Below are 15,852 nucleotides of genomic sequence, written 5' to 3' on the forward strand. Positions count from 1 at the left end.
GGGCAGGGAAAACGGGGGTAATCACCCCCGCCGGGGGACACCCTTGCGCACCGTGTGACCGAGCTTACAACCATGTCCAAAGCTGCCGATACAGGCCTTTTTCGGGGCATGGTGCGGGACGTATCGCGCCACGTCAGGAAACATATCCGCACCCTTCGGGAGAAAACGGAAACACCCTGATAAGCTGTCCTGCGGGTTGCCCCGGCAAGGTGAAAGCGCCATCAGTGGAGACACAGGATGGCGCCGAACAGGGCTGCGGTCCAGCCCCTGTCACCGCCTTCGCTGATGTGCGACGGAGTCCGAGGTGGTGGCGGCAACAAAGATTTTCAGACGTCCATCGCACCGTATGTGAAGTGACACTCCACCTACGGCCCGAACACGGGAGAGAACGCTGAGCGTTACAACACTGGCCATGAGGGGCGAGTTTCACGCACCCGAACTGGATCCTGAATTTTTCCCGGGGCAATACTACGGCCACATCCTGTTTGAGGATTTCGCAAACGGATGGTTCGCACTGGACCGACTGATGCTCGTCCGCATTCTCATGACGATCATCGTGGCGGTCCTTTTCCTTGTCGCCTTCCGGAGCCCCAAGCTGGTTCCGTCGGGCCTGCAGAACTTCGCAGAACTCGCACTGGATTTCGTCCGGGTCCACATCGCCGAGGACATTCTGGGCAAGAAGGAGGGGCGCCGGTTCCTGCCGGTCATCGCCACCATCTTCTTCGCCGTCCTGGCTTTCAACATCCCGACGATCATTCCTGGACTGAACATTTCGCCCAACGCACGTATCGGCATGCCGATCGTGCTGGCGCTCCTGGGCTACGTCACCATGATCTATGCCGGTGCCAAGCGTTACGGCTTCGGTAAGTTCGTCAAGTCCTCGGTGGTCATCCCGAATCTTCCCCCGGCACTGCACATCCTTGTCGTGCCGATCGAGTTCTTCTCGACGTTCATCATGCGTCCGGTCACTCTCGCACTTCGTCTTATGGCGAACTTCCTTGCGGGACACCTCATTCTGGTCCTCCTGTACTCCGCCACGAACTTCTTCTTCTGGCAGCTGAACGGCTGGACCGTGCTTTCTGGTGTGACCATTGTCGCGGCTGTCGCGTTCACGCTCTATGAGATCATCATCATCTTCCTGCAGGCGTACATCTTCGCCCTGCTGGTTGCGGTGTACATCGAGCTGTCGCTGCACGCGGACTCTCACTGACAAGTCGCGGACCTCGCGGCCAACTGAATACCCCCACTTCAATCACCACCTGAAGCCCCGGTCGAAATTCAGACCGGGCACCTAGAAAGGGAACGACTTTCATGAACGAGATCATCCTGGCTCAGGCAACCGAGACCACCGTTACCGGCCTCGGCACCATCGGCTACGGCATCGCCACCATCGGCCCGGGCCTGGGCATCGGCATCCTCGTCGGCAAGGCACTTGAGGGCATGGCCCGCCAGCCCGAGATGGCCGGTCAGCTCCGTACCACCATGTTCCTGGGTATCGCCTTCGTTGAGGCCCTCGCCCTCATCGGCCTGGTCGCCGGCTTCCTGTTCTAATTTCGAGCGGAAACACACCCCTTTAAGACTGGAGACTCATGACGAACGTCATTTACTACCTTGCGCAGGAGGCTGAGACCCTTCCCCTCGAGGGCGGCAACTCGATTCTTCTGCCCAAGGCATACGACATCGTCTGGTCCATCATTCCGCTCGTCGTTATTCTGCTGATCTTCTGGAAGTTCGTTCTTCCGAAGTTCCAGGAGGTCCTGACTGAGCGTGAGGACCGGATCAAGGGTGGCATTCAGCGCGCCGAGGCCGCACAGGCCGAGGCCAAGGCCGCTCTTGAGAAGTACAACGCGCAGCTCGCCGAGGCCCGTGCCGAGGCAGCCGAGATCCGTGAGCAGGCCCGCGAAAAGGGCAAGCTGATCGAGGCTGAGATGAAGGCACAGGCCACCGAGGAGAGCAACCGCATCGTCGCGTCCGGTGAGAAGCAGCTGTCGGCCCAGCGTGAGCAGGTCGTGGCGGAGCTTCGCCAGGAGATGGGACAGAACTCGATCAACCTGGCAGAGCGGCTGATCGGTGGCGAGCTTTCCGACGCCACCAAGCGCTCCGGCACGATTGACTCGTTCCTGTCCGAGCTCGACACCGTCGCACCGGCAGGAAAGTGAGCGCAATGCACGCAGCGAGCCGCGAAGCACTAGCAACGGTTGAGTCCCACCTGGACGGTCTCGTCCATGGTTCGGGCAACACCGTCGCCGTCGCCGCCCAGATCGGCACCGAGCTGTTCGACGTCGTCGAGGTTCTCGACGGTGACCGCGCCCTGCGTGTCGCTGTCGCTGAAGCTTCGGCTACGCCGGCGCAGCGCACGGGCCTGGTCCGGACCGTGTTCGGCGGCAAGGTCTCCGACAGCACCCTTTCGGTACTCGACGAGGCAGCCGCACGCACCTGGTCCACCCCGCGTGAATTCCGGGCCGGCCTCGTTTCCCTCGGCCGCCGCGCATTCCTGCGCGGCGCCGAGAAGCAGGGTCAGCTGGGGCAGGTCGAGGACGAACTGTTCCGACTCTCCCGCGTTCTGGACCGTGAGGGCGAGCTGACCCAGCTCCTCTCCGACAAGGCGGCGGATCCTGCGCGCAAGCGCGCCCTGCTGGCTGGAGTTCTCTACGGCAAGGTCAACATGTTCACCGAGGCGCTCGCGCTTCAGGCGATCGGCCGGCCGGAGAAGAACCCCATCGACGACATCGCGAAACTGGTCGACGCAGCTGCCAAGCTGCAGGGCCGTTCCGTGGCGCATGTCGTCACATCCGAGCAGCTGACCATGGGCCAGCAGGCGGCGCTCGCCGACAAGCTGGGACGAATTTACGGTCGTGCGATGTCCATCCACTCTGAGGTTGACCCCAGCCTCCTCGGTGGCGTGACCATCCGCGTCGACGACGAGATCATCGACGGCAGCATGGCAGGCAAGATTGCCAGGCTCCGCGCGAACCTCGCGTAAGACACGACTACACACACAATCCAAAATATGCTGGAAGATACAACTGAGAGCAGGAAGAACATGGCGGAGCTGACGATCTCCTCCGATGAGATCCGTAGCGCGATAGCGAACTACACCTCGAGCTACTCCGCGGAGGCCTCCCGTGAGGAGGTCGGCGTGGTCATTTCGGCAGCTGACGGTATTGCCCAGGTTTCGGGCCTTCCGTCGGTCATGGCGAATGAGCTGCTTGAGTTCCCCGGCGGCGTCATCGGCGTCGCACAGAACCTGGAAACTGACACCGTTGGTGTCGTCGTCCTGGGCAGCTTCGAGACCCTCAAGGAGGGCGACGAAGTGAAGCGGACCGGTGAGGTCCTCTCCATCCCGGTCGGCGAGAAGTTCCTGGGCCGAGTAATCAACCCCCTGGCGGTGCCGATCGACGGCCTGGGCGCCATCGAGGACGAAGAGTTCCGTGTCCTCGAGCTGCAGGCCCCGGGCGTGCTGGACCGTCAGCCCGTCGAGGAGCCGATGGCCACCGGCATCAAGGCCATCGACGCGATGACCCCGATCGGCCGCGGACAGCGACAGCTGATCATCGGCGACCGTAAGACCGGCAAGACCGCGGTCTGCATCGACACCATCCTCAACCAGAAGGCGAACTGGGAGACCGGCGACAAGACCAAGCAGGTCCGCTGCATCTACGTCGCCATCGGTCAGAAGGGCTCGACCATCGCGGCGGTCCGCAAGACCCTCGAAGAGCACGGCGCGCTGGACTACACCACCATCGTGGCAGCTCCGGCGTCCGACTCCGCCGGCTTCAAGTGGCTCGCCCCGTTCACCGGTGCGGCCCTGGCCCAGCACTGGATGTACCAGGGCAACCACGTCCTGGTCATCTACGATGATCTGACCAAGCAGGCCGAGGCCTACCGTGCGATCTCCCTGCTGCTGCGCCGCCCGCCGGGCCGCGAGGCATACCCGGGCGACGTGTTCTACCTGCACTCCCGTCTGCTGGAGCGCGCCGCCAAGCTGTCCGACGAGCTGGGAGCCGGTTCCATCACGGCCCTCCCGATCATCGAGACCAAGGCGAACGACGTGTCGGCCTTCATCCCGACCAACGTCATCTCCATCACCGACGGTCAGGTCTTCCTGGAGTCCGACCTGTTCAACCAGGGCGTCCGCCCCGCGATCAACGTCGGTGTCTCCGTCTCCCGTGTCGGTGGCGCCGCCCAGACCAAGGGCATGAAGAAGGTCGCAGGTTCCCTGCGTCTGGACCTCGCCGCCTACCGCGACCTCGAGGCATTCGCCACCTTCGCGTCTGACCTGGATGCCGCATCCAAGGCTCAGCTGGAGCGTGGACAGCGTCTCGTCGAGCTGCTGAAGCAGGCCGAGAACACCCCGCAGGCCGTCGAGTTCCAGATCATCTCGATCTGGGCCGCAGGCGAGGGCGTCTTCGACGTCGTTCCCGTCGAGGACGTCCGCCGCTACGAGGCTGAGCTGCACGAGTACCTCCGCGCCAACAACCCGGAGATCTACGAGCAGATCGCAGGCGGCAAGGCCCTGTCCGACGAGTCCCAGGCTGCCCTGCTGGCCGCCAACGACGAGTTCGTGAAGACCTTCCAGACCACTGACGGTCACCCGGTCATCAACGAGCCCGAGGTTGAGGCGCTGTCCAGCGACCAGCACAAGAAGACCCAGCTCACCGTCCCTCGCAAGACGGCCAAGAAGTAAGGGCCTCAATGCCCAACTTTGAATCCGTCAATAAAAACGAAGGGAGGAGAGTGAACCATGGCTAGTCTTCGCGAATTGCGCGACCGTATCCGGTCCGTCAACTCGACCAAGAAGATCACCAAGGCTCAGGAGCTGATCGCGACTTCGCGCATCACCAAGGCTCAGGCCAAGGTCGAGGCTTCCCTGCCGTACGCCCAGGAACTGTCCCACGTGATGGAGCGTCTGGCGTCGGCGAGCTCGCTCGACCACCCGATGCTGCACGAGCGTGAGGGCGGCAAGGTCGCCGCTGTTCTCGTGGTCACTTCCGACCGCGGCATGGCCGGTGGCTACAACCACAACGTCTTCAAGAAGGCTGCAGAGCTGGAGAAGATGCTGACGCAGGCCGGCTACGAGATCGTCCGTTACGTCACGGGCGGCAAGGCCGTCGGCTTCTACAAGTTCCGCGGTGAGAACATCGCGGGCCAGTGGACCGGTTTCTCCCAGGCTCCGACCTGGGAGGCCACCCACGACGTCCGCCACCACCTCATCGATGGCTTCAACGCCAGCTCCACCGGCGAGGCCAAGTACCGCAAGGGCCTCAACACCGATGGCGCCGACATCCGCGGCTTCGACCAGGTGCACGTCGTCTACACCGAGTTCGTCTCGATGCTCTCGCAGGTTCCGGTCGCACACCAGTTGCTTCCGATCGAGCCTGTCGTGCGTCTGGACGAGCTGGACACGGGGGAGTCCCTCCAGGACTCCCACGAGGACGGCATCACCCCGGACGTCGAGTTCGAGCCCGACGCCGATGCGCTCATGGATGCGTTGCTTCCGAAGTACGTGTCGCGTCGTCTGTACGCGATGTTCCTCGAGGCATCCGCAGCCGAGTCCGCATCGCGCCGTAACGCGATGAAGTCTGCGACTGACAACGCGACCGAGCTGGTCAAGGACCTCTCCCGCGTGGCCAACCAGGCCCGTCAGGCACAGATCACCCAGGAAATCACAGAGATCGTCGGTGGCGCTGGTGCGCTCGCCGAAAGCGGAGAAAGTGACTAGAAAATGACTACAGCTCTCGCAGAGCAGAACGCACAGCAGGCGTCCAGCGCCGGCCGTGTCGTGCGTGTCATTGGTCCGGTCGTCGACGTGGAATTCCCGCGCGGCGAGCTTCCGGCCCTGTACAACGCAATGACTGTCGAGGTCACCCTCGAAGCAGTCGCCAAGACCATCACCCTCGAGGCTGCACAGCACCTCGGTGACAACCTCGTCCGCACCGTCTCCATGGCGCCGACCGACGGCCTCGTGCGCGGCGCCCAGGTCGTGGACAGCGGCAAGCCGATCTCCGTTCCCGTCGGTGACGTCGTCAAGGGCCACGTGTTCAACGCCCTCGGTGACTGCCTCGACGAGCCGGGCCTCGGCCGCGACGGCGAGCAGTGGGGAATCCACCGCGACCCGCCGCCGTTCGACCAGCTCGAAGGCAAGACCGAGATCCTCGAGACCGGCATCAAGGTCATCGACCTGCTGACCCCGTACGTCAAGGGCGGCAAGATCGGTCTGTTCGGTGGCGCCGGTGTCGGCAAGACCGTCCTGATCCAGGAGATGATCACCCGTATCGCGCGTGAGTTCTCCGGCACCTCCGTGTTCGCCGGCGTCGGCGAGCGCACCCGTGAGGGCACCGACCTCTTCCTCGAGATGGAGGAGATGGGTGTTCTCCCGGATACCGCCCTCGTGTTCGGCCAGATGGATGAGCCGCCGGGAGTCCGTATGCGTGTCGCACTGTCCGGCCTGACCATGGCCGAGTACTTCCGCGACGTGCAGAACCAGGACGTTCTGCTGTTCATCGACAACATCTTCCGCTTCACCCAGGCCGGCTCCGAGGTCTCGACCCTGCTGGGTCGTATGCCCTCCGCCGTGGGCTACCAGCCCACCCTGGCTGACGAGATGGGTGTCCTCCAGGAGCGAATCACCTCCACCAAGGGCAAGTCGATCACGTCCCTGCAGGCCGTTTACGTCCCTGCCGACGACTACACCGACCCCGCCCCGGCTGCGGTCTTCGCCCACCTGGACGCGACCACCGAGCTTGACCGCTCGATCGCCTCCAAGGGTATCTACCCGGCCGTGAACCCGCTGACCTCGACTTCTCGTATCCTCGAGCCGTCGATCGTCGGCGAGCGTCACTACGCCGTCGCGCAGCGCGTGATCGGCATCCTGCAGAAGAACAAGGAACTGCAGGACATCATCGCGATCCTCGGCATGGACGAGCTCGGCGAAGAGGACAAGATCACGGTTCAGCGTGCACGTCGTCTCGAGCGCTTCCTCGGCCAGAACTTCTTCGTCGCGGAGAAGTTCACCGGTCTGCCGGGCTCCTACGTCCCGATGGAGCACACCATCGAGGCATTCGAGCGCATCTGCGACGGCGAGTTTGATCACTACCCGGAGCAGGCCTTCAACGGCCTCGGTGGCCTGGACGACGTCGAGGCCGCCTACAAGAAGCTCACCGGCAAGTAAGAGGAGACGCACATGGCTGACATCACCGTTGAACTGGTCTCCGTGGAGCGCATGCTCTGGTCGGGTTCGGCCAGCATCGTCACCGCGCAGACCACTGAGGGTGAGATCGGCGTGCTGTCCGGTCACGAGCCGATGCTCGGGCAGCTGCGCGAGAACGGCGTCGTGACCATCCGTCCGGTCGACGGCGGCAAGCTCGTCGCCGCCGTCCACGGTGGCTTCCTTTCCATCTCCCCGGAAAAGGTCACCATCCTCGCGGATTACGCGATCTGGGCCGATGAGGTCGACACTGCGCTCGCAGAGTCCCAGCTCCAGGATGCGGACGAGTTCACCCGCACCCGCGCTGAGGCCGAGATGAGCGCCGTGCGCCGTAAGGCCGAGGCCTAAACTGGCTGGGGACCTGTTCAAGGTCCCCCGAGGCACCGCCTCTTCCTCTCTCAGACCGGCACCCGCCGCCCTTAACGGCGGCGGGTGCCGGTTTTCGTCGTATCTGCCGGTGGCACCCTTCCGCACGGCTGTTCCCACCGGCGGCGGCCCGTTGGGTAATCGGCTGACAGGGGGCTACGATAAGCCGACAAGCGTCCGAAAGGGGTATCTCCGTGGAGATCGTTGCCTGGGTACTGATTGTGTTGGCCGTCCTGGCCGTGCTGCTCGCCATCTGGCGTCTCCTCACGCTGCGGTCCAGAGGTTCGACGATTCTCCTGCGCACTCTTCCGGCATCGGGCGTCCACGGTTGGCGCCACGGCATGATCCGCTACAACGGCGACGACCTGGAGTACTTCAAACTGCGCTCCATCTCTCCCATGGCGGATCAGGTGTTCACCCGCCAGCGGCTGGAGTTCCACGAGCCCCGGAAGATGACCCCGGAGGAGGAGGGCTTCATGTCGGAGGGTCTGGCCATCGCCACCCTGTGCGACGGAGGCTCCCACTACGAACTGGCACTCGACCAGCACGGACTCATGGCTTTGACCGCCTGGATCGAATCCGCCCCGCACGCGCGGCAGGAGCGCATCGACCACCACCGTCTGCGCAGCAGGATCACCCGGGGTCAGTCGGGGAAGTGACGTCGGGCTAGGCTGTAGCGCATGCGTTTAGTCATCGCCCGTTGTTCCGTGGATTATGTCGGCCGTCTGGAGGCCCATCTACCCGTGGCCGACCGCCTGCTCATGATCAAGGCGGACGGCTCAGTGTCGGTGCACGCCGACGACCGCGCCTACAAGCCGTTGAACTGGATGACGCCCCCTTGCTCGCTCACGGAGACGGCGATCACCGACATCGACGGGGGAGACACCGGCGAACTGCTGTGGATCGTGGAGAACTCGAAGGGCGAGCAGCTGCGGATCACCATCGAGAACGTCCACCACGAGACCAGCCACGATCTGGGGGTGGATCCCGGACTGGTGAAGGACGGCGTGGAGGCGCACCTCCAGGAACTGCTCGCGGAGCACATCACCACCCTCGGGGACGGCTACAGCCTCGTCCGCCGGGAGTTCCCCACGGCCATCGGCCCCGTGGACCTCCTGGCCCGGGACGGCGCCGGCGGGACCGTCGCCGTGGAGGTCAAACGTCGGGGCGGCATCGACGGGGTCGAGCAGCTCACCCGGTACTTGGAATTGCTCAACCGCGATGAACTGCTCCGCCCCGTCCGCGGAGTCTTCGCCGCCCAGGAGATCAAACCCCAGGCCCGCACCCTGGCGGAGGACCGCGGCATCCGCTGCCTGACCCTGGACTACCGGGAACTGCGCGGGATCGAGACCGACGAACTGCGGCTGTTCTAGCCGTGCCGCGCCGGAACACCCCCCGGCGGCAGACGCCGCGGCGGGGAAGCGGGGGGCGTCGGGAAGCGATGACCCCCCGGGAGCTGCCGCGCGACGGCACGGCCTTCTACGGCACCCAGGCGGTGGAGGGCCCCTCGTGGACCCAGGGGGAGATGTATCTCTTCCGGCACATGGGCTCGCACTCCGCGACGAAGTTCTACGTCTGCCCGGGCTGCAACCAGAATATCCCGCCGGGTGTGGCGCATATCGTCGCCTGGCCGCGCGACACAGGGCGCGGGGCAGAGGACCGGCGCCACTGGCACCGCCACTGCTGGGATCGCAGGTAACCTGGACGCCATGATCATCGCCTTTTCCGTGGCGCCGGCCGTCACCGCCACTCCTGACGCAGAGATGTCCGCCGCCGTCGCCGATGCCGTACGGATCGTGCGCGATTCCGGGCTGCCCAACGAGACCAACGCCATGTTCACCCTCGTCGAGGGGGAGTGGGACGAGGTCATGGACGTGGTCAAACGGGCGACGGAGGCGGTTGCCGCCGTCTCGCCGCGCGTGTCCCTGGTGCTCAAGGCGGACATCCGCGCAGGGTACGGCGACCAGCTCCACCAGAAGGTTGAATCCCTCGAGAAGCATCTGCATTAAGGAGAACACACACCTTGAACACCCCACACCGTTATGTTTCGGGAGCCATCGACCTCGGCGAGGTGAAGGCCCGCGCGGAGGCGCGGGAGCAGGCCTCCCAGCCGGCGGCGCCCGGTGACGGCCCCGCGCCCTTCTTCACTGTCACCCCGCAGAATTTCGAGAGCGACGTTGTCCACCGCTCCCTGGAGGTGCCGGTCGTGGTGCTCGTCGGCACGCCGCGCAGCCCCGAGTCGGAGCAGCTGCGGGAGGACCTGCGCCAGTTCGCGGAGGGGGCGGGCCTGAGCTACCTTGTCGGCTACGTCGACGCGGACGTCACCCCGGAGGTCGCCCAGGCCTTCGGCGTGCAGGTCCTGCCCACCGTCATCGCGCTCGGCGGAGGCCAGCCGGTCACCCAGTTCGAGGGCGGCCAGCCCGCCGAGGCGCTGCGCACCTGGCTCGACGCCCTGGTCACGCAGGTGGGTCCGCAGCTGTCGGGACTGCAGCCGGCCCCCGAGGAAGCGCCCGAGGACCCGCGACTGGAGCAGGCGCTGACCGCGCTGAACACGGGCGACTTCGCCGCCGCCATCGCCGTCTACGACGAGATTCTGGCGGGGGACCCGGGCAACCGGGAGATCAGCCAGGCGCGGGACACCGCCCGGCTGCTCCAGCGCCTCGACCCGGCCGCGCGGACCGAGGACCCCGTCGAGGCCGCCGACGCGGCCCCCGGGGACGTCGAGAAGCAGTTCACCGCCGCCGACGCGGAGGTGGTCGCCGGCGCCCCCGAACACGCCTTCGACCGCCTCATCGCCCTGATGACCACGCTCGCGGGCGACGAGAAGATGCGGGTGCGCGACCGGCTCGTCGAGCTCTTCGCGCTTTTCGACGCCGCCGACCCCCGCGTCGCCGCCGCGCGGACGAAGATGGCCTCGACGTTGTTCTGACCCCGGACGCGCGACGGCGCCCGCCTCCCCGGGAAGGGGCGGCGGGCGCCGTGGTGTTTGTCCGGTGCTAGCTGTTGCGGCGGTGGCGGTACCACTGGACGGAGTTGGCCGGCACGTGCAGGGTCAGTTTGTGCTCGAATCCGTCCCATCCGCTGGCGTCGGTGCTGACGACAGCAGGCAGGTCGTTGCCGGCGCCCTGGTACTCGGCGGCGTCGGTGTTGAGCACGAGCTCCCACTCGCCGGCGCGCGGGGTTCCCAGGGGGTAGGACTCCTGCGAGCTGCCCGACAGGTTGACCACCGCGAGGAGGGCGGAATCGTCGGCGCCCCAACGGAGGTAGGCGAGGATGTTGTTCGCCGCATCGTCGCCCTTGACCCACTGGAAGCCCTCGTAGGTGTGGTCCTGCGAGTAGAGGGCGGGGGAGGAGCGGTACACCTGGTGGATGTCGCGGACGAGCTTCTGGATGCCCTCGTGGTACTCGTGGCCCCAGCCCTCCAGGTTGGACCAGTCGACCGAGTGCGCCTCGTCCCACTCCCCGGTCTGCCCGAATTCCTGGCCCATGAACAGCAGGTTCTTGCCCGGGTGGGAGAACATGTAGCCGTAGAGGGCGCGCAGGCCAGCTGCCTTGTTCCAGTCGTCGCCCGGCATGCGGCCCCAGAGGGAGCCCTTGCCGTGGACGACCTCGTCGTGGGAGAAGGGGAGGACGTACTTCTCGGAGTAGGCGTAGATCATGGAGAAGGTGATCTCGTTGTGGTGGTGCTCGCGGTGGATCGGGTCGAGCTTGAAGTACTCGAGCGTGTCGTTCATCCAGCCCATGTTCCACTTGAGGGAGAAGCCCAGCCCGCCCTGCTCCGTGGGGGCGGTGACGCCCTGCCAGGAGGTGGATTCCTCGGCGATGGTGAGCACACCGGGGTGCGTGCGGTGGACGGTGGCGTTCATCTCCTGGAGGAACTGCACGGCGTCGAGGTTTTCGCGGCCGCCGTACTGGTTGGGCGTCCACTCGCCCTCCTCGCGGGAGTAGTCGAGGTAGAGCATCGAGGCGACGGCGTCGACCCGCAGGCCGTCGATGTGGAACTCCTCGATCCAGTAGAGGGCGTTGGCGACGAGGAAGTTGCGGACCTCGTTGCGGCCGAAGTCGAAGACGTAGGTGCCCCACTCCTTCTGCTCGCCGCGGCGCCAGTCGGCGTGCTCGTAGAGCGCGGGACCGTCGAAACGCGCCAGTGCCCAGTCGTCCTTCGGGAAGTGCGCCGGGACCCAGTCCACGATGACGCCGATGCCGCGGTTGTGGAACTCGTCGATGAGGGCGCGCAGCTCATCCGGGGAACCCCACCGGGCGGTGGGGGCGTAGTAGCCGGAGACCTGGTAGCCCCAGGAACCGCCGAAGGGGTGCTCGGAGACAGGCATGAGTTCCACGTGGGTGAATCCCTGCTCTGCCACGTAGTCGACCAGCTCGGTGGTCAGATCGCGGTAGCCCTTGCCGATCTTCCAGGAACCGAGGTGGACCTCGTAGATGGACATCGGCTCGTTGAGCAGGTCGGCGGAGGAGCGGTTGCGCAGCCACTCGCCGTCGCACCACTCGTACCGGGAGTCGACCACGACGGAGGCGGTCTCCGGGGGGCACTGCGCGGCCTTGGCCATGGGGTCGGCCTTGTCGCGGCGGTGGCCTTCCTTCGTCTGGACGGCGAACTTGTAGGCCGCGCCCGCGCCGACGTCGGGGATGAACAGTTCCCACACCCCGCTGGAGCCGAGCGAACGCATCGGGTACTGGGAGGCGTTCCAGACGCAGAACTCGCCGACGACTGCCACTCCGATGGCGTTGGGGGCCCACACCGCGAAAGCGGTGCCGGTGACGGTGCCCAGCGCCGTCTCGTAGGAGCGGACGTTGGCGCCCAGGACGTCCCAGAGACGCTCGTGGCGGCCCTCGGAGACGAGGTGGATGTCCAAATTGCCCAGGGTGGGCAGGAAAGCGTAGGGGTCGGCGCTGACGATCGTGCCCGCCTCCGGCCAGGTGATCTGCAGGCGGTAGTCCGGGGTGTAGATGTCCGGCAGGGCCAGCACCCAGACGTCGTCGCCGACGGGGGTGGCCGCGCGCAACTCGTTGTGGATGAGGATCTCCACCAGCTCGGCGCCCGGCTGGCGGGTGCGGATCACGGAACCGCCCTCCACGGCGTGCCAGCCGTAGAAGTCGTGCGGTGCGTGGTGGCTGCAGTTGTGCAGGCGCTCCATGTCCGGGGCGGGGATGAGCAGGTGCTGGTCGATACCGGAGTCGGCGTCGTGCATGGCGGGACCTCACAAGGGGGAAGGAGAATGCGGTTGTTGTCAGGGCGGGAGTGCTCCGCCCGGCTGATTCCCGACGCTACAGGAATGCGCCGGCCGGATGGGCCGGGTCAGGCCCGGTAGTCGGTGACCCGGCGCCACGCGAGCGGCTCGCGCTGATCGGCCGGGACGTTCGGGAGAATGAGGATGTGGGCCACGTCGACCTCGGGCACCAGGCGCACGTAGTTGTGCTCGCCCCAGGTCCACGTCGCGCCTGTGATGGCGTCGTGGACCGGGAAGCTGGCGCCCGGGTGCTGTCCGACGGCCTCGAGGTCGAGGGTGACCGTCGCGGACTGGGTGTTGTAGGAGTCCAGGTTGACCACCACGAGGACGGTGTTGCCGGTGACCGGGTCGACCTTGGAGTAGGCGAGGATCTGGTCGTTGTCGGCGTCGTGGAAGTGGAGGTTGCGCAGCTGCTGCAGCGCGGGGTTCTCCCGGCGGACGTGGTTGAGCAGCGCGAGGTAGGGCTCCAGGGACGTGCCGGAATCCAGCGCGGCCTCGAAGTCCCGGGGGCGCAGCTCGTACTTCTCAGAGTCGAGGTACTCCTCGGATCCGCGGGCGACGGGCTCGTGCTCGTAGAGCTCGAACCCGGAGTACACGCCCCACAGCGGGGACATGGTCGCGGCGAGGGTGGCGCGCACGGCGAACATCGCGGGGCCGCCGAGCTGCAGCGACTCGTGGAGGATGTCGGGGGTGTTGACGAAGAGGTGCGGGCGGGAGTAGTCGGCGGCGTCGCGGATCTCGGAGGCGAACTCCGTCAGCTCCTGCTTGCTGGTCTTCCAGGTGAAGTAGGTGTAGGACTGCGAGAAGCCGAGCTTCGCCAGGCCGTAGAGGCGCGGCGCGCGGGTGAATGCCTCCGCGAGGAAGACGACGTCCGGGTCGGTCTCGTGGATCCGGGCGATCAGCCACTGCCAGAAGTTCGCCGGTTTGGTGTGCGGGTTGTCCACGCGGAAGGTGCGCACGCCCAGGTCGGCCCAGTACCTGACCACGCGGAGGATCTCGTCGTAGATGGCCGGCGGGTTGTTGTCGAAGTTGAGGGGGTAGATGTCCTGGTACTTCTTCGGCGGGTTCTCGGCGTAGGCGATGGTGCCGTCGGCCAGCTCGGTGAAGAAGTCGCGGTGCTCGGTCGCCCAGGGGTGGTCGGGCGCGGCCTGCAGGGCGAGGTCGAGGGCGATCTCCAGCCCCAGCTCATCGGCTCGGGCGAGTAGCGCGCGGAAATCCTCGACGGTGCCCAGCTCGGGGTGGATGGCGTCGTGCCCGCCCGCCGCGGAACCGATCGCCCACGGGGAGCCCACGTCGTGGGACTCCGGAGTCAGGGTGTTGTTGCGGCCCTTACGGTTGATCTCGCCGATGGGGTGGATCGGGGGGAAGTAGACGGTGTCGAAGCCCATGGCGGCGACCCGCTCCAGGGCCTTCGCGGTGGTGGCGAAGGTGCCGTGCACGGGGTTGCCCGCCGCGTCCCAGCCGCCGGTGGAGCGGGGGAAGAGCTCGTACCAGGAGTTGACCAGCGCGTCGCGGCGCTCGACCTTGACCTCGCAGATGGGGCCGCGGGTGAGCATGTCGCGCAGCGGGTGGTCGTGCAGGACGGCGGTGACCACCTCGGACATGGCGATGCGGATCCGGCCCGCCAGGTCGCCGTCGGTGCGGCGCAGGGCGGAGGCGGCGTCGACGAGCACACCGGCCACCGAAGCAGGCGCTGCGGCCGCGGCCCGGTCGAACAGGTCCGCGCCGTGGGCCAGGTCGTTGGCCAACTCGGCGGCGGACTGGCCGGCGTCCATCTTCTTGGTGACGGCGTTGCGCCACGTGGCGAAGGGGTCGGACCATGCGTCGACGCGGAAAGTCCAGGTGCCGGGGGCGTCGGGGACGAAGACGCCGTGCACGCGGTCCTGGTTGCCGGGGTCGGTCGTCATGTGGATGGCGGCGGTCTCACCCGCCGGCGGGGTGACATTCAGGGTCGCGGCGATGGCGTCGTGGCCCTCCCGCCAGGCCAGTGCGGTGACGGGGACGACCTCGCCCACCACGGCCTTGGCGGGGAACAGTCGCCCGGAGATCTGGGGGCGGACGTCATCGATACCGAGTCGACCTGTCATGTATTCGACCTTCCACATAGAGGGGTTGGAATTACCCCAACGAGCCTAGTGCAGCTGTGTCAGTTCCACAGGGGACGCGGGAAATCGGCCACAATGGGGGATGTGACTGAATTCAATGACGAGACCAACGGGGACCTTCTGGTCGATTTCCGCGACGTGACCTTCAAGCGTGGGGGACGAAACCTCGTCGGCCCCGTCACCTGGCAGGTCGAACTCGATGAGCGGTGGGTGATCATCGGGCCCAACGGCGCGGGCAAGACCACGCTCATCCGGATGGCCGCCGCCGAGGAGTTCCCCAGCTCCGGCCGCGCGTTCGTGATGGGCGAGCAGCTGGGGCGTACCGACATGCGGGACCTGCGCTCCATGATCGGGGTCTCCTCCGCGGCGCTGGGCAACCGCATCCCGCTCGAAGAGAAGGTCGGCGACCTGGTCGTCTCCGCCGGCTACGCCGTGCTCGGGCGCTGGCGCGAGGAGTACGAGGAGATCGACTTCGAGCAGGCCCACGAGATCCTCGACCTGGTCGGCGCCTACCACCTCATCGACCGTTCCTGGGGCACCCTCTCGGAGGGCGAGCGCAAGCGCGTGCTCGTCGCCCGCGCCCTGATGACCAACCCGGAGCTGCTCATCCTCGACGAGCCGGGCGCCGGCATGGACCTGGGGGGCCGCGAGGATCTCGTCGGCTACCTCGGGGACCTGGCGCTGGATCCGGACGCGCCGGCCATCGTCATGATCACCCACCACGTCGAGGAGATCCCCTTCGGGTTCACCCACGCCATGCTTCTCGACGACGGCGAGGTGGTCGCCCAGGGCCTCATCGACACGGTGCTGACCAGCGAGAACCTCTCGAAGACCTTCCATCAGCCGATCGACGTCTCCCGCATCGGCGAACGCTACTTCGCCCGCCGGACCCGACGCCCGGGCACCCACCGGCGGTGAGCGGGCCTAG

16 protein-coding genes are annotated in these 15,852 nt (G+C 66.3%); 14 read left to right on the forward strand and 2 right to left on the reverse strand.

The window, feature by feature from the left end:
- The first annotated feature begins 412 nt into the window (after window positions 1-412).
- From atpB to B840_RS05070, 13 genes are all read left to right on the forward strand, one after another.
- The gene (atpB, locus tag B840_RS05010) at window positions 413-1,210 is read left to right on the forward strand and encodes a F0F1 ATP synthase subunit A (RefSeq protein WP_042621231.1); all 798 of its coding nucleotides are present in this window, start codon (window positions 413-415) and stop codon (window positions 1,208-1,210) included.
- Between the two features lie 101 nt (window positions 1,211-1,311).
- Window positions 1,312-1,551 carry an ATP synthase F0 subunit C gene (locus B840_RS05015; RefSeq protein WP_042621232.1) on the forward strand — a complete coding sequence of 80 codons (240 nt, stop codon included), beginning with the start codon at window positions 1,312-1,314 and terminating at the stop codon, window positions 1,549-1,551.
- Between the two features lie 38 nt (window positions 1,552-1,589).
- A complete protein-coding gene (locus tag B840_RS05020; protein WP_042621233.1) occupies window positions 1,590-2,159 on the forward strand; it encodes a F0F1 ATP synthase subunit B in 570 nt (189 codons plus the stop codon).
- A 5-nt stretch (window positions 2,160-2,164) separates the two neighbouring features.
- The gene (locus B840_RS05025; protein WP_042621234.1) at window positions 2,165-2,983 is read left to right on the forward strand and encodes a F0F1 ATP synthase subunit delta; all 819 of its coding nucleotides are present in this window, start codon (window positions 2,165-2,167) and stop codon (window positions 2,981-2,983) included.
- Window positions 2,984-3,043: 60 nt separating this feature from the next.
- Window positions 3,044-4,687 carry a F0F1 ATP synthase subunit alpha gene (gene atpA / locus B840_RS05030; RefSeq protein ID WP_042621235.1) on the forward strand — a complete coding sequence of 548 codons (1,644 nt, stop codon included), beginning with the start codon at window positions 3,044-3,046 and terminating at the stop codon, window positions 4,685-4,687.
- Between the two features lie 57 nt (window positions 4,688-4,744).
- Window positions 4,745-5,722 carry a F0F1 ATP synthase subunit gamma gene (locus B840_RS05035; RefSeq protein WP_042621236.1) on the forward strand — a complete coding sequence of 326 codons (978 nt, stop codon included), beginning with the start codon at window positions 4,745-4,747 and terminating at the stop codon, window positions 5,720-5,722.
- 3 nt (window positions 5,723-5,725) lie between these two features.
- Window positions 5,726-7,171: a F0F1 ATP synthase subunit beta gene (atpD, locus tag B840_RS05040; RefSeq protein ID WP_042621237.1), complete on the forward strand. Its 1,446-nt coding sequence runs from the start codon at window positions 5,726-5,728 to the stop codon at window positions 7,169-7,171.
- Window positions 7,172-7,183: 12 nt separating this feature from the next.
- Entirely contained in the window at window positions 7,184-7,555 is a 372-nt protein-coding gene (locus B840_RS05045) for a F0F1 ATP synthase subunit epsilon (RefSeq protein WP_042621238.1), read from the forward strand.
- Window positions 7,556-7,767: 212 nt separating this feature from the next.
- On the forward strand, window positions 7,768-8,232 hold the full coding sequence (locus tag B840_RS05050; RefSeq protein WP_042621239.1) for a DUF2550 domain-containing protein: 465 nt from the start codon (window positions 7,768-7,770) through the stop codon (window positions 8,230-8,232).
- A 21-nt stretch (window positions 8,233-8,253) separates the two neighbouring features.
- Window positions 8,254-8,946 (forward strand): endonuclease NucS, encoded by a 693-nt coding sequence (nucS, locus tag B840_RS05055; RefSeq protein ID WP_042621240.1) that lies wholly within the window; start codon window positions 8,254-8,256, stop codon window positions 8,944-8,946.
- 68 nt (window positions 8,947-9,014) lie between these two features.
- The gene (locus B840_RS05060; RefSeq protein WP_042621241.1) at window positions 9,015-9,272 is read left to right on the forward strand and encodes a hypothetical protein; all 258 of its coding nucleotides are present in this window, start codon (window positions 9,015-9,017) and stop codon (window positions 9,270-9,272) included.
- A gap of 10 nt (window positions 9,273-9,282) precedes the next feature.
- The gene (locus B840_RS05065) at window positions 9,283-9,582 is read left to right on the forward strand and encodes a thiamine-binding protein (protein WP_042621242.1); all 300 of its coding nucleotides are present in this window, start codon (window positions 9,283-9,285) and stop codon (window positions 9,580-9,582) included.
- Between the two features lie 14 nt (window positions 9,583-9,596).
- On the forward strand, window positions 9,597-10,502 hold the full coding sequence (locus B840_RS05070; protein ID WP_042621243.1) for a tetratricopeptide repeat protein: 906 nt from the start codon (window positions 9,597-9,599) through the stop codon (window positions 10,500-10,502).
- 67 nt (window positions 10,503-10,569) lie between these two features.
- Here the strand turns inward: B840_RS05070 and glgB are convergent, their stop codons facing one another.
- Together glgB and B840_RS05080 are read right to left on the reverse strand one after the other, a co-directional pair.
- Window positions 10,570-12,780 (reverse strand): 1,4-alpha-glucan branching protein GlgB, encoded by a 2,211-nt coding sequence (gene glgB / locus B840_RS05075; protein ID WP_042621244.1) that lies wholly within the window; start codon window positions 12,778-12,780, stop codon window positions 10,570-10,572.
- 107 nt (window positions 12,781-12,887) lie between these two features.
- A complete protein-coding gene (locus B840_RS05080) occupies window positions 12,888-14,906 on the reverse strand; it encodes a maltotransferase domain-containing protein (RefSeq protein WP_042621245.1) in 2,019 nt (672 codons plus the stop codon).
- 93 nt (window positions 14,907-14,999) lie between these two features.
- On the opposite strand from B840_RS05080, the gene B840_RS05085 reads away from it, so the two are divergent.
- Window positions 15,000-15,842: an ABC transporter ATP-binding protein gene (locus B840_RS05085; RefSeq protein WP_042621246.1), complete on the forward strand. Its 843-nt coding sequence runs from the start codon at window positions 15,000-15,002 to the stop codon at window positions 15,840-15,842.
- Window positions 15,843-15,852 lie beyond the last annotated feature (10 nt).

This window comes from Corynebacterium marinum DSM 44953 (assembly GCF_000835165.1).
GTDB lineage: Bacteria > Actinomycetota > Actinomycetes > Mycobacteriales > Mycobacteriaceae > Corynebacterium > Corynebacterium marinum.